This window comes from Mesorhizobium sp. M2A.F.Ca.ET.039.01.1.1, assembly GCF_003998035.1.
In the GTDB taxonomy this organism is placed as follows: domain Bacteria; phylum Pseudomonadota; class Alphaproteobacteria; order Rhizobiales; family Rhizobiaceae; genus Mesorhizobium.
Genome location: NZ_RZRY01000010.1, coordinates 20,109 through 33,346, shown reverse-complemented (window position 1 = coordinate 33,346; position 13,238 = coordinate 20,109). Strand labels below are relative to the sequence as shown.

The 13,238-nt window shown below is 66.8% G+C and carries 13 protein-coding genes; 2 read left to right on the top strand and 11 right to left on the bottom strand.

The features are described 5' to 3' along the window. The 11 genes from EOA24_RS02335 to EOA24_RS02285 all read right to left on the bottom strand — a co-directional run. On the bottom strand, positions 1 to 1,295 hold a 1,295-nt coding region (locus EOA24_RS02335; RefSeq protein WP_189353822.1), incomplete at its 3' end, for an FAD binding domain-containing protein. Positions 1,296 to 1,297: 2 nt separating this feature from the next. Further along, the gene (locus EOA24_RS02330) at positions 1,298 to 2,161 is read right to left on the bottom strand and encodes an aromatic ring-hydroxylating dioxygenase subunit alpha (RefSeq protein WP_126078778.1); all 864 of its coding nucleotides are present in this window, start codon (positions 2,159 to 2,161) and stop codon (positions 1,298 to 1,300) included. 13 nt (positions 2,162 to 2,174) lie between these two features. Then, positions 2,175 to 3,548 carry an amidohydrolase gene (locus EOA24_RS02325; protein WP_126078777.1) on the bottom strand — a complete coding sequence of 458 codons (1,374 nt, stop codon included), beginning with the start codon at positions 3,546 to 3,548 and terminating at the stop codon, positions 2,175 to 2,177. Positions 3,549 to 3,596: 48 nt separating this feature from the next. Further along, positions 3,597 to 5,162, bottom strand: a complete 1,566-nt coding sequence (locus EOA24_RS02320) for a GMC family oxidoreductase N-terminal domain-containing protein (protein ID WP_126078776.1) — start codon at positions 5,160 to 5,162, stop codon at positions 3,597 to 3,599. 9 nt (positions 5,163 to 5,171) lie between these two features. Next, complete coding sequence (locus EOA24_RS02315; RefSeq protein ID WP_126078775.1) at positions 5,172 to 5,780, bottom strand: thiamine pyrophosphate-dependent enzyme; 609 nt, start codon at positions 5,778 to 5,780, stop codon at positions 5,172 to 5,174. Beyond that, positions 5,777 to 6,277, bottom strand: a complete 501-nt coding sequence (locus tag EOA24_RS02310) for a thiamine pyrophosphate-binding protein (protein ID WP_126078774.1) — start codon at positions 6,275 to 6,277, stop codon at positions 5,777 to 5,779. The genes EOA24_RS02315 and EOA24_RS02310 overlap by 4 nt, the downstream gene beginning before the upstream one ends. Before the next feature lie 106 nt (positions 6,278 to 6,383). Then, positions 6,384 to 7,310: a LysR family transcriptional regulator gene (locus tag EOA24_RS02305; protein ID WP_126078773.1), complete on the bottom strand. Its 927-nt coding sequence runs from the start codon at positions 7,308 to 7,310 to the stop codon at positions 6,384 to 6,386. Next, a complete protein-coding gene (locus tag EOA24_RS02300) occupies positions 7,311 to 9,113 on the bottom strand; it encodes an adenine deaminase C-terminal domain-containing protein (RefSeq protein WP_126078772.1) in 1,803 nt (600 codons plus the stop codon). A gap of 33 nt (positions 9,114 to 9,146) precedes the next feature. After that, positions 9,147 to 9,779, bottom strand: coding sequence for a glutathione S-transferase family protein (locus tag EOA24_RS02295; RefSeq protein ID WP_126078771.1), 633 nt, complete (start codon positions 9,777 to 9,779; stop codon positions 9,147 to 9,149). Continuing rightward, positions 9,779 to 10,489: a Rieske (2Fe-2S) protein gene (locus EOA24_RS02290; protein ID WP_126078770.1), complete on the bottom strand. Its 711-nt coding sequence runs from the start codon at positions 10,487 to 10,489 to the stop codon at positions 9,779 to 9,781. The genes EOA24_RS02295 and EOA24_RS02290 overlap by 1 nt, the downstream gene beginning before the upstream one ends. Then, complete coding sequence (locus EOA24_RS02285; RefSeq protein WP_245467185.1) at positions 10,486 to 10,764, bottom strand: hypothetical protein; 279 nt, start codon at positions 10,762 to 10,764, stop codon at positions 10,486 to 10,488. The genes EOA24_RS02290 and EOA24_RS02285 overlap by 4 nt, the downstream gene beginning before the upstream one ends. Positions 10,765 to 11,053: 289 nt before the next feature. Between EOA24_RS02285 and add the strand changes: the two genes are divergently transcribed. Continuing rightward, on the top strand, positions 11,054 to 12,085 hold the full coding sequence (gene add, locus EOA24_RS02280) for an adenosine deaminase (RefSeq protein ID WP_127256999.1): 1,032 nt from the start codon (positions 11,054 to 11,056) through the stop codon (positions 12,083 to 12,085). A gap of 28 nt (positions 12,086 to 12,113) precedes the next feature. After that, positions 12,114 to 13,238: a BMP family ABC transporter substrate-binding protein gene (locus tag EOA24_RS02275; protein ID WP_126078768.1), complete on the top strand. Its 1,125-nt coding sequence runs from the start codon at positions 12,114 to 12,116 to the stop codon at positions 13,236 to 13,238.

The window sequence follows — 13,238 nt, the reverse complement described above, 5'->3', positions numbered from 1 at the left end:
GGTGAAAGCGCCTGCTCCGGATCGGAGACGACGGGCAGCGGCGCATAGCGCACCTGGATGAGGCCGAGCGCGCGCTCGGCGGTCTCGGCATCGACTGCCGCCACCGCCGCGACGGCATCCCCGACATAGCGGACCTTGTCGAAGCAGAGCGCCGGCTGGTCTTGCACGACAATGCCGAAGGCGTTGCTTCCGGCGATGTCACGATACGTGACGACTGCCGCGACGCCGGGCAAGGCATCAGCCGCGCTTGTGTCAATGGCGAGAATCCTCGCGTGGGGAATGGCGGCGCGCAAGATCCGACCCACCAGCATGCCCGGCTGGCGATGGTCGGTCAGGTATCTCAGCTTGCCCTCGATCTTAGCCGGCCCGTCTGGGCGTATGTGCCAGCGTTCTCCGGCGGTGGAGCGCGTCAGCCGGATTTCGCCGGCCGGCGGCGTGGCGGGGCGGGCAGCCGGAGTGGAGGGCCTGGAGGGTTGCGCGTCAGTCTTGCCGCCACCCAGCCCATGCACGAGTGCGTTGGCAGCAACCTTGCGGCGATAGCGGGCGGAACGGAAGGCATCGTCCGGCGCGACGATCTCGCCCTCGATCGCCGCCCGCAATGCGTTCCAGTCGACGCCGGGAAACGGCTGGCCGACGAGCAGGGCCTCGGCTCCGCCGAGCCGGGCCGGCGTCACCATGCCTCCGCCGACGGCCAGGCGTGCGGCTGCGACACGGCCGTCGACGATCTCGATCATGCCGGCGGCGCCGATCACGCTCGGCGTGAAGGCGGCGCGTAGACCGATTTTGCGATGCGTCCAGCGGACATGTGCATCGGGAACCGGGACCGTGATCGCTTCGATGATCTCGCCACCGGGCTCCTGACGCAGCCATTCGGAAAGCGGCAAGGTCCGGCGTCCCACCACGGAGGAGCTTTCGACACGGGCGTCGAGCGCGAGCAGGGCAGGGAGCAGGCAGCCGGTTCGGCCGGCAACGTTGCCGCCGGCCGTCGCCAGATTGCGGACCGCCGGGCCTGCGGTCGCGCGGAGTGCCGCGGCGAGCAATGGCAGCTCTTCGCGCACGGTCGCGTCACGCTCCAAAGCGCCCAGCGTCGTGAGTGCGCCGATCCGGAGCCCGTTGCCGGCAAGGGTAATCCCCTTCAATCCGCCGATCTGGCCGATGTCGACAAGGCTGCGCGGCTTCGGCAGGCCTTTCGCCCACTCCAGCTGGAGCGCGGTTCCGCCGGCGACCAGTCTCGCATCGCCGCCGGCAAGCATGGCCAGCGCGTCAGCGATCGATGCCGGGCGAAGCACCTGCACGGTCAGTGCGCTCCCGTCGTTCCGAACCGCAGGCCCTTCTCCTTGAGCCAGCGACGATAGGCGACCGAAGAGCCGTCCGCCCGCGTCGGGATCTCCAGGCGCGGTTCGAGCGGCAGCAGGAGGGGACGCTGGTTCTCGACGATGATCCGGTCCTGCAGGAAGATCACCTGCTCGAAATTGAGCAGCGCCGTGTCGGTCGAGGTCGCGTCGACGAGGTACATGACAGGCTGCGCGCGGCAGAGATCCTCCTCGATCGGCTGGATGAAGAGGGCGATGGCATCGAGGCGGTCCGGCGCGCTGGGGCAGACGCGGTAGAGCATCACCACGAAGGGGCTTGGCACGCGGTAGGTGAGCCGCACGAAATCGCCGGAGCTTTCCGTCGCCGCGATGCGCGGCTGGAAGAAGGTGCAGTTGGTGGCCCAGACCTCGTCCACGTCGCGGCGGATCTCGCTCAGATAGCGCGGCACCTCGGTGTGCGGCTCCGAGCCGAGTATGTCGGTGTGCACGAAGGGGAAATGCGCCATGTCGAGGAAATTTTCCACGACGCGCAGGCCGGAGGCGCGCATCCTGACCCAGCCGCAGGGCACGAAGCGGCGGTCCGCCTCATGGCTTTCGGCGATGTCGAAGATGTCCTTGTTGGGCCGGCCGAGCGTCGTCCAAATGCAGCCGTAGCGCTCCTGCGCGGGCAGGGCGCGGCTTCTTCCGCCGTCGTTCAAGATTTCACGGATGACCGGCACTCCGGCCTCGTCGCGGCAGAGCTCGATGTCCTGGCCGAGCAGGCGTGTCACGACCGGAGCTTGTCCGAGTTCCGCGGCGGTCGCCACCGCGTACCATTCGTCGAGCGCCGCCCTGTCGGTCGTCTTCATGGCTCCGCTCCGTTCAGTCGGTCCATTGCCGGATGCCGCCGGCATTCTCGGCGAGGAAGGCCGCTCGCCGGGCAAAGAGGCCGGGCGCCACCTTACGGACTTCCGCGATGATTTCACCCAGATCGGCGGTCTTGAGCTCGCCATCCTCGACGACGATCTGGCCGTCGATCATCGTCATAGCCACGTCGCTGCCGCGCACGGCATGGACCAGATTGTGCTGCAGGTTGAAGTAGGGGCCTTCGCCGTAGAGGGGCGTCATGCGCGGCGTGTCGGCGCGGACCGCGATGATGTCGGCGCGTTTGCCGGGCTCGATCGAGCCGATCTCGGCGTCGAGCCCGATCGCCTTTGCCCCGGTGATCGTCGCCATGCGCAGCACCTGCCAGCTGTCCATGGCGGCGGCGTCGAGGTCCTTGAGCTTGCCGAGCAGGGAGGCGACCTTCATCTCCTCGAACATGTCGAAATTGTTGTTCTCCTTCTCGCCGTCCGTGCCGATGCCGACCGCGACGCCGGCGGCCAGCATCTCGCCGACCAGCGCGATGCCGCTGGCGAGCTTCATGTTGGAGACGGGGTTGTGCGCGACCGACACGCGGCGCTTCGCGATGAATTCGATCTCGGCGGAATCGAGCCATACGCCATGCGCGATCATGGCGAGCGGCGTTTCGAAGAAGCCGAGATCGTCTAGCACGTACATCGGCCGCTTGCCGTAGCGTCTCTCGAATTCGGCGAGCTCGATCCGGGCTTCGCTGCAATGGGTGTGGAAGCCGGTGCCGTGCTTCTTCGCCAGCTCCACGGCGCGGCGCTGCCCAGCCTCGTCGGCATAGAAGAGATGCTCGAGACCGACCCATACGTTGACGCGGCCGCCGGCCTTGCCATGCCACGTCTCGATCATCGCCTCGTTCATGTCGAGCGTGTCGAAATAGTTGTAGTCCGGATGCTCGCCGACATAGGGCACGGCGACGAGCCGGTTGCCGATCGCTTCCGCCGCCTTGGCGCTGCCCTCCATGAAGCGCCACATATCGACGACCGCGGTCGTGCCGCCGAGCACGGATTCGGCGTAGCACAGCCACGAGGCGGCTTCCGCCTCGTGCGGCTGCAGCACCCTGTGCATCGGGTTGATGTGCAGCGTCAGCCAGTCCCAGACCGGCAGATGCTCGGCCGTGCCGCGCAGGAAGCCGGAATGCGCATGCGCGTTGACGATGCCCGGCATCAGCACGCTGTCGGCGATTTTTTTCACCGGCGTCGACGGGTTGTCGGCCGAGATCTCCCGCAGCTTGCCGACCGCGGCGATGCGACCGTCCTCGATCAGCACGGCGCCGTCGGCGATGACGCTGTTGGTTGCGTCCATGGTGAGCAGATGGTCGCCTGCCAGGATCATGCTTTCACTCACTACGTTCCCCGTATCCGTTCGTGCCTCGTCCTCACAGCCAGGCAAGTTTCAGGCCGCCTGCAGGATGAAGTCGGCCGCGCGTTCCCCAATCATCGTTGCCGGCGCATGGGTGTTGCAGCTCGGTATGATCGGGATCACCGACGCATCGGCGACGGTGAGTCCGCCCATGCCGCGCACCGCGAGGCGGCTGTCGACCACGGCCTCCTCGTCCTCGCCCATGCGGCATGTGCCGCAGGTGTGGAAGAAGGTCGAGCAGGCGTCGCGGACGAAGGCAACCGTCTCCTTCCGCGACAGCCGCCGGTCGGGCGCGGCGAAGCCGGCGAAGACATGCGCGTTGGCGCGCGCGGCTGCCATCTCGATAACGGCCTCGACCGCCGTGACCATCGCCTCCAGATCCTCGGGCTCGGCGAGGAAGTTGGGCTGGATCTCCAGTGCGCCGCCTGGCCGGGCTTCCAGCAGGCGCAGATGGCCGACGCTCTTCGAGCGCATCACGCCCGCGCCGAAGGAGAAGACGTCGCCCGAAATCTCGTAGCGGGCGCGGATCGCCGGCTCGGCGCTGTTGCCCTGCACCGGGAAGGCATGAAGGTCGGCCTGTGGCAGGTCCGATCGCGATTTCCAGTTCACCATCGAGCCGCCGCTATTGCCGGTCACGGGCCCGAGCGGCCGTTTCGCCCGGAAGACGCAGGCCTGCGCCAGCGGATGATCCTGGAGGTTGCGGCCGACGCCGGAAAGCGCGTGAACGGTCGGGATGCCGATCCTGCCGAGCTCGGCCGGGTCGCCGATGCCAGCGAGCATCAGCAGGCGCGGCGTGTCGATGGCACCCAGCGCCAGCACGACCTGTTCTCGCGCGCGGTTCTCCCGCTCCGCTCCGCCGACGAGATGGCGCACGCCGGCGCACCGGCCGTTCTCCACCGTCAGCCCGACGGCAAGCGATTCGGTCAGGACGGTGAGGCGCGGATGGTCGAGGATCGGCAGCAGGTAGCCCTGCACGGCGCTCCAGCGCCGGCCGCCGGCGATGTTGAAGTTGGCGGGGGCGGCGCCTTCGTTGTCGGGACCGTTGGGATCGTCGATGACCGGGATGCCCAGCTCCGCCGCGCCGTCGATGAGCGCCTGCGCCACGGGGTGCATTTCGGCCGCGCGCTCGATGCGCAGCGGTCCGCCCGCGCCGCGCCATTCGCTGGCGCCGTCCCGCCAGTCTTCGCAGCGGCGGAAGTATGGCAGGCAGTCGGCGAAGCTCCAGCCCTTCGCGCCGGCGTCTTCCCAGGCATCGTAGTCGCGCGGATGGCCGCGATACCACATCATCGCATTGATGGCGCTGGAGCCGCCCAGCACCTTGCCGCGCGGGATGCCGATGGTGCGGCCGTTGACGTGGGGCGTGGGTGCGTAGTCGTAGCCCCAGTCATAGGCGCCGCGCCCAAGCGGCACCCATTGCGCCGGATCGTCGATCTCGGCGATGCCGATGCCGGCCGGCCCTGACTCGATCAGCAGCACCTCGGCGCCTGCGTCCACCAGCCGCCGCGTCACCGCTGCGCCGCCGGAGCCCGCGCCGACCACGATGACGTCGTAGGAAGGTTTGAGCGGCCTGGGGGGAATGGCTGGGGCGGAGGCGATCATGGGCCGACTTCAGTTGTGCTCGCTCGGACCCATGATGGTCATGCCTTCGGTCGCCTCGACATGGCGCACGAAGATGTATTTGTCCTCGCGGCCGTCGCTGTGCTTGCGCTTGATGTCGGGCTGCACCGTACCCGACACCTTTGCGACGATGATGTACGGCTTCCCGGCGGCCAACCCCGCCTTGCAGTGGGCGTCGAACTCGTCGAGCGTGCGCACCAGATAGGCGTCGTCGACCCCGGCGCCGCGGGCGATCGCGGCGAGGTCCACCCGGCCGAAGGCGGTGTGGGTCGGCGGGCCGCCGATCGACAAATACTGCTCGTTGTCCCAGACGACGACCAGCAGGTTCTTCGGCTGCTCATTGCCGAGCGTGGCGAGGATGCCGAGATTGAAGAGCAGGCCGCCGTCGGTGTCGAGCGAGACGATGCGGCGGTGCGGCAGGCCGGCCGCCAGCCCGAAGGCCTGGGGCGTCACGCAGCCGAGCTGCTGCTGGAAGAGGCTCGCCTCGCGCATGTGCGGCGCGGCGTTGTACCATTCGTCGACACTGCCGCCGAGCGACAGGATCACCAGCTCGTCCTTCAGCCGGGCAGCGAGCGCCTTCATGCAGTCGAAGCGTTTCATCGCACCACCTCGCCGCCGAGCGCGACCGCCGAATGGTAATAGGACGCGTAGGACCAGGAGTAGGCGTCGGCGATCGCCCGTTCGATCTTTTCCTCCTCGCGCACGACGCGGTAGGGGATGCGCAACGCGTCCAGCACCGGCTCCATGGTGATGCCGTGGGGGATGGCCCACCAGTTGTTCTCGCCGAGCTCGCCGCGGTAGCTCATTAGCATCACGACGGGGATGCCGGCGCCCAGGCCCATGCGCGCCAGCGGCTCGACCGAGGCCCTGAGTCCCGAGTTCTCCATCACCAGCGCGGCCCGCTTGCCCGACAGGAACACGCCGCCGCAGATGGCCGCGCCCTCGCCCTCATTGGTGACGCGGATCGTCCTGATGTCGGGATCGGCGTCGAGCGCCGGGTAAAGTTCCTTGAACAGCGAATCCGGCAGGTAGCAGACGATCGACACTCCTGCTCTTTTCAGACCGCGAATGACGGCGTACACCGCGCTTTTCTTCATGCGAATTCTCTCCTGCCGGCGCAGGTTCGCAGAAAAGGAGATGTTCCGAATAGTGCAAAAGCAAGCCGCAATACGATGCGCAAAACGCAACAACTGGCCGCGGTCGTCATCGACCGTTTCCGAGCCGCTCTACCGTCCGCGCCAGTTGCGTGGCAAAGGCGGAGGCCGCGTCCGACATCTCGCGCTCCGGCCGGGTCAGCAGCATCAGCCGGCGCGGCGGTATCTTGGCATCATGCAGCGGGACGAAGATCAGTGTGCCGTCGGCGACCTCCGCCTCGACGCCGATGCGCGTCTGCAGCACTGTGCCGAGATTGAGCTTGGCCAGCTCGATCATCAGTCCGATCGAATTGGTTCGGGAGCGCCGTGTCAGATCGATGATCGAGCGGCTGATAGCCTCCTCCACCGAAAGCCCCAGCGCCAGGCTGCCGTCTGACAGGATCACGCGCTCGCCGGAAAGGTCGAACAGCTTCAGCTCTTTGCGGCCGGCGAAGCGGCTGTCCGGATGCGCGACCACGCCGAGCGGCAGCGTGGCTGCCGCGATCTTGCGCACGCTGCGCGGCACCTGCACGTCGAAGGCGAGCGCAAGCTGGCAGTCGCCCTCCGCCACGGCATCGCACGCCTGCTGCGAACCCGCGACCCGCACGTCGACCGTGATCAGCGGGTGACGCTCCCAGAACTCCTTCAGCGCGGCCGGCATCAGGCCACGCGCGACGCTCTCGACCACGGTCACGGAGACGCCGCCGCGGTTGAGGCCGCGCAGGTCGTTGATCTCCGACCAGGCGCGGCCAAGCTCGGAGGTGCTCACCTTGGCGTGGTAGAGCAGCAGCTCACCCGCGCTGGTCAGCTTCAGGCGTTGCCGCACCCGCTCGAACAACGGCGTGCCGATCTCGTCCTCCAGCGCCTTGATGAGGCGGCTGATGGAGGACGGCGCGACGTTGAGCACCTGCGCGGTCTGCCGCACCGAGCCCAGCCGCGCCACCAGCTGGAAATAGTGGATACGCGGCGAGACGAGGCCGAGGCGATAGGGATCCACTCAGGCCGCCTCGAAGGCCGGCACGATTTCCATCTCCGGCACCAGCACGAGGCCCTTGTCGGTGATGCGTATCTCCGGGATCACGGAGAGCGGGATGAGGTTGAAGCCCATATAGGGGATGGAGCAGCCGGCCGCTTCCCATTCGCGCTTCAGCACCTTCATCTCCTCCGCAACCTCGGTGACGCGCTTGTCCGACAGAAGCCCGGCGATCGGCAGGTCGACCATCGCGGTCACCTTGCCGTCATGGACCACGCAGACGCCGCCCTGCTTCTCCTCGAGCGCGCGCAGCGCGACCTGCATGTCGGCCTCGTTGACCCCCGCGACGATAATGTTGTGGCTGTCATGCCCGACCGAGGATGCGACCGCGCCGCGCTTCAGCGCGAAGTTGCTGAGCAGCCCGTGCGCGACATTGCCGGCGGACTTGCCATGCCGTTCCACCACGGTCACGAAGCAGAGCCCGTGCCGGTCGAAATGCGTCTGCCAGTCGTTCGCCGGCTCGAGCGTGATCCGCTCGTGGCCGAGCGTGATGCCCGGCAGCTCGGTCCGGATGGTGTGCGCCACGACCTTTTCGGTCGGAAGGTCCGGGGTGAGCTTGATCGCCTTCGGCAGCTTCACCGTGTGGTAGGCCGCCTCGGGATAGCGGTAACGCTGCGACAGCGCTTGGTCGAGGACCGGCGTGATCCTGCGGTCTTCGACGACCAGTTCGCCGCCGTACCAGGTGTTCACCGGCTTGTAGGAATCGTCGAGCAGCATGAGGTCGGCCCGCCGCCCACCGCCCAGGCCCCCGATCTCGCCTTCCATGCCGAAGCGCGTGGCACCGTGCAGCGAGCCCATCGCCCAGGCCTGTTCCGGTTTCATGCCGGCTCTCATCGCCTCGCGCGTGACCCAATCGAGGCCGAAGAGCAGCAAATCGTCGGCATCCCGGTCGTCGGTGCACACGGCGACGCGCTTGTGCGAGGCGCCGAGCTCGGTGATCGTCTTGATCGCCTGCGGCAGCGAGTGCCACGGCGTCGTCGGCGGGCCGCCGCGCAGGAAGAGCCAAATGCCGGCTTCCAGCATGTCGTCGGCGATCTCGCGGTCGATCGCCTCGTGCGTGTCGGTCACGCCGGAAGCGGCATAGGCCGCCACGAATTCGCGGCCGTAGACGTGCCCTGAGACGGGGCGGCCGCGCTGGAGCGCCGCGGCGAGGATCGCATGGCTGCGCTCGTCGCCCATCGCCACCTGCACGAAGTCCATCTTTTCGCCGAGCGCCACCGCTTCCGGCCATTTGTCGAACAGCGCGCCGATCTTTTCCGCCGTCAGGTCGCCGCCGGCCGTTTCGAGTTGCGGTGAGGTGGCGGGCACTGTGCTGGGCACCGTCAGGAAGATCGACAGCGGCGCCTGGCGGGCATCCTCCAGCATCGCTTCGACGCCGGCCACGTCCATCACGTTGCCGATCTCGTGGCTGTCGCAGAAGATGGTCGTGGTGCCGTTGAGCAGCGCGGCCTCGGCATAGGCGCAGGCCGTCACCATCGACGATTCGATGTGGATGTGCGGATCGACCAGTCCCGGCGCGACGATGCCGCCCTTGGCCTGGTAGACCCTGGCGGCGGTCCCCTTGTAGGTGCCGGCGGGCTTCACCGCGGCGATGCGCCCGCCCGAGATCCAGACTTCCCGGTCTGCCAGGATGCGTTCGGAATAGGTCGACAGCACGCGCGCCCCGGCAATGACCAGGTCGGGCTCCTGCCTGCCGAAGGCGACGTCGGCCAACCTCCGCGTCATGGTAGAGAGCGGCTGTACCGAGAAGCGGCTGAGAGTGTTCATGACTTTTCTGCCTTCTGCCTTGGCGCCTGCGCTTCAATAATAGTCCGGGATGCCCGGCATGGTCACGAAACCGGGGAGCGAACGGACGCGCCGTCCCCAGCGCCGCAGCCCGGCATATTCATCGTGGTCTATCCCGAAATCGCGGCTGAGCGCGAAGGCCGGAAAAAGCGCGATGTCGGCGATCGTGGGATGGCCGGCCGCGAACCAGTCGAGGCCCTCGTAGCCGCGCGCGATCATGTGGTCGTCCATGATGCGCAACAGCTTGCCCGCCGATGCCTGCAGCGCCTCGCCGTCGCCCGGCGTGTCGAACAGGGAGTTGCGGCGCGCCTCGCCCGCGACCGCCAGCGCGCCGGCCGAAAAGACGAGCCACTGCATGACGCCGGCGAAGTCGGCGCCCTCCGCCGGCAGCCATCTGCCAGCGGCGTCATTGGCGCGGGCAAGATGCGCAAGGATCGCTTCGGCGCCGAACAGGGTCAGGTCGCCGTCCTTCAGAATCGGCAGTGTGCCGAGGGGGTTCATGGCGAGGAAGGGCGGCGTCGTCTGCTCGTTGCCAGGGAAGGCGTTGACCGCGATCGGCTCCCATTTGAGGCCGAGCATCGAGAGCGCGAGCCGCACCTTGTAGCAGTTCTCGTCGAGCTCGTAGTTGTAGAGGACGATGCCGGCCATCACGCGGCCACCGCTGCTGCGGGCTGCGTCTCGATGCGGTGGCGCAGTTCGGCCGTCCAGGCCAGGAAATGCGCCTGTCCCTTGCCGGCATAGCGTGCGGCAGGTCCGGCGATGACGACATGCAATGCCGTGCGCTCTCTGGAAAGGCTATGCAGGCCGAGGAGCAGCATGTCGTTGCCAACGGTCAGCGCGTAGAGACGGCCGTCGATCTGGCGGAGGACGGAGGCTGCAGCCTCGTCGCTGAAAGGGCGCGACGGTGTCGTCTCGATCGCAGCCAGCACCGCGTCAATGGCTGCGCCGAAAAAGACACTGCGCACCGGGACGGTCTCGCCGGCCTCCTGCGGGGCAGGGGGCGCGGACTCAGTCGGCTCGGTGGCCACCCAGATCATGCCAGCCACCTCGACCGTCTGGAAGACCGGCACCCTAATGCTCCCCGGCACGTCCAGCTCAGGATGAGCCGGGATGTAGCGGCACTGCCCGGCCGTGTCGTACTGCCAGCCGTGATAGAGGCAAGCGATGTGGTCGCCACGCACGAAGCCGAAGCTGAGCTTCATGCCGCGATGCGGGCAACGGTCTTCCCACACATGCGGTGCGCCTCTGTTGTCGCGCCAGACGACGAACTCCTTGCCGTCGATATGCGTGCCGGCCGAGCTCCCCGGCTCAATCGAGGCCGACAGTGCGACCGGATGCCAGACACCCGCGGTGGTCATCGTTCTTGTTCCCCATTGGAAATGCTGTGGAGTCTGGTGCGCTCATAGTCGAGCACGAGGCAATCGAGCGGGCCGAGACTGCACGCCATCTCGAACGCGTCGACGAGGTCGGGCTGGCCCGAGACTTCGACGGTGAAGCGGTCGGCGGCGACGCTCCTGATCGCCATCTTCAGGTCGAGCTTCTCCGCCCGCCGGTCGCAGAACTCGGCGAAGCTGGGCGGCACCAGCCGTCCGATGAAGGACAGCCGGGCGGTTTCGGTCGAGACCGCCTTCACTCCAGTCCTCGCTGCTTCATCGCACCACACACGCTGCCTACAATCCCAGCCATTTGCACAATTTTTAGGCAATATTGCTTTCTGTCTAATTAGGCATCATTTTGGGGCTTGTGCAAGCCAAATTTCCCTGACATCTGTTGCGTAAGGGAGAATTGAAGGCACGGAAAACGACGAAATAGTCGAACAACTTCGTGTTGAGTGGGTGTCCCGCAACGGCCTGAAAGAGCCGGAAGGGAAATGAGGCAGATGGCGCCGTTGGCGACATTGTGCCTCGCAATGGGGAAGGCTGATGTCTTTGGCGAGCTTCGTTCAGCAGCTGCCCAAGGTCGAGTTGCATCTGCATCTCGAGGGCGCCGTTTCCGCCTCTACCTTCGCCGATCTCGCCGCTTTGAATTCGGTCGCGCTGCCCAAGCCGACAGCCGAGCTGTACAGCTACGACAACCTGCCCGATTTCCTGAAAATCTACGACCTGGTCTGCGCCTCGATCAAAAGCGCCGCGGACTTCTCGAGGATCACCTTCGAGGCGCTGGAGCGCTGCGCGATCGCCGGCGCGCGCTACGTCGAGCTCTTCTTCAGCCCGCATGCGCATCTCGCCCACGGCGTTTCCTACTCCACCATGCTCGGCGGCGTCCTCGACGGGATGCGGCGCGCCAAGGAAAAATATAGGGTCGTCTGCAAGCTCATTCCCGCGCACAGCCGCGAACTCGGACCGGAACGCGGCGAGCAGTTCCTGGATATCGTGCTCGCCGAGCGCGTGCCCGACGTGATCGGCATCGGCCTTGACTACAACGAGGCGCCGTTTCCGCCGGCTCCCTGCGCGAAGATGTACGAGCGCGCGCGCTCAGAGGGGCTGAACGTCACCGCCCATGCGGGCGAATCCGGCCCGGCCGAGAACGTTGCCGACAGCATCGACCTGCTCGGCGTGCGCCGCATCGACCACGGCTACCACGTGGTCGACGATCCCGCGCTGGTCGAGCGCTGCAAGGAAGCCGGCATCGTCTTCACCTGCTGCCCCAGCACGACGTTGGCAACCACGGTCTGGCGCGACCTTGCGGCTCCTCGCCACGCGATTCGGCGCATGATCGAGGCTGGCCTCAACGTCACCATCCATTCCGACGATCCGCCGATGTTCGCCACCACGCTCGACCGCGAATACGCGCTGGTTTTGGACAATTTCGCGCTCTCGCCGGAGGCGCTGAAGAAGATCGCGCTCGCCGGCCTCGAGGCCGCATGGCTCGACAACGAAACCAAGCAGGCATGGATGTCCGAATGGTCGGCGGAAATCGATGGCCTGCTGAAGACCGAACTCCTCCCAAACTGACCGCCGTGTATCGCGCAAAGGATAGAACATGATCAGTATCGAGAAGCTTTCCCGCCGTGGATTCCTCAACATGGGCGCCGCCGCCGCCGCCTCGCTCCTGCTGCCCAGGACGGGCCTGATCGGCGCCGCGCGCGCCGCGGCGCCGCTGCCTGCCGTGGCCGAGGAAGATGCCGTAATCGGCTTCGGCCATGTAGGCCCGGTCACCGACGAAGGCTGGACCTGGGCGCATCACCAGGGCGTGCTGGCCGTGCAGAAGGCGTTCCCCAAGCTGAAGAAGGTGCTCGAGGTGGAGAACGTGCCGTACTCGGCGGATGCCACCCGTATCTACCGCCAATTCGTGAGCGAAGGCGCCAATCTCATCTTCGACACATCCAGCACCGGCGACTTCCTGCACGAGGTTGTGAAGCGGGCGCCCGACGTCGGCTTCATGGAGTGCGACGGCCGCACCACGATGGACAATCTCGGCTGGTACTATCTCAACCATTGGTACCCGACCTATGTGGTGGGTGTTGCCGCCGGCCATCTCAGCAAGTCCGGCAAGCTCGGCTATGTCGCCTCCTTCCCGGTTCCGTCGGTGTTCAGCGGAACCAACGCCTTCCTGATGGGCGCGCGTTCGGTCAATCCGAATGCCACGCTGCAGGCGGTCGTCATCAACTCCTGGTTCGACCCGCAGGCCGCCGCGCAGGCCGGCACCGCGCTCATCGACAATGGCTGCGACTTCCTGTTCGGCATCATGGACGAGGCCGCCTATCTGCAGGTCGCCGAGAAGCGTGGCGTCTGGGCAGCGATGTGGAACACCGACATCCGCCGCTACGGTCCGAACGCCTACGTCTCCTCCATCATCATCGACTTCAAGGCCTTCTACGTCGACCAGGTGAAGAAGCGCCTGGCCGGCGAGTGGACGTCGAGCGAGAACCTGTTTGCGATGGGCAAGGGCATCGACCGCGACGCATGGGGCGAGAAGGTCCCAGCCGATGTCGCCAAGGCGGCCGATGAGGTCCGGCAGAAGATCATCAACGGCTGGTCGCCCTTCGCCGGCGAGATCAAGGACTCGACCGGCAAGGTCCGCGTCGAGGCCGGCAAGACCATGACCGACCTCGATCTCTACTACTGGGATTGGTCGATTGAGGGCGTCTCGGGCCTCAGCGCCTGA

What these genes read in the sequence shown, in the direction of transcription:
- EOA24_RS02330 (WP_126078778.1), bottom strand. Translation starts at nt 2,161, where the DNA reads ATGAAGACGACCGACAGGGCGGCGCTCGACGAATGGTACGCGGTGGCG.
- add (WP_127256999.1), top strand. Translation starts at nt 11,054, where the DNA reads ATGTCTTTGGCGAGCTTCGTTCAGCAGCTGCCCAAGGTCGAGTTGCAT.
- EOA24_RS02275 (WP_126078768.1), top strand. Translation starts at nt 12,114, where the DNA reads ATGATCAGTATCGAGAAGCTTTCCCGCCGTGGATTCCTCAACATGGGC.
- EOA24_RS02300 (WP_126078772.1), bottom strand. Translation starts at nt 9,113, where the DNA reads ATGAACACTCTCAGCCGCTTCTCGGTACAGCCGCTCTCTACCATGACG.
- EOA24_RS02295 (WP_126078771.1), bottom strand. Translation starts at nt 9,779, where the DNA reads ATGGCCGGCATCGTCCTCTACAACTACGAGCTCGACGAGAACTGCTAC.
- EOA24_RS02315 (WP_126078775.1), bottom strand. Translation starts at nt 5,780, where the DNA reads ATGAAACGCTTCGACTGCATGAAGGCGCTCGCTGCCCGGCTGAAGGAC.
- EOA24_RS02290 (WP_126078770.1), bottom strand. Translation starts at nt 10,489, where the DNA reads ATGACCACCGCGGGTGTCTGGCATCCGGTCGCACTGTCGGCCTCGATT.
- EOA24_RS02310 (WP_126078774.1), bottom strand. Translation starts at nt 6,277, where the DNA reads ATGAAGAAAAGCGCGGTGTACGCCGTCATTCGCGGTCTGAAAAGAGCA.
- EOA24_RS02320 (WP_126078776.1), bottom strand. Translation starts at nt 5,162, where the DNA reads ATGATCGCCTCCGCCCCAGCCATTCCCCCCAGGCCGCTCAAACCTTCC.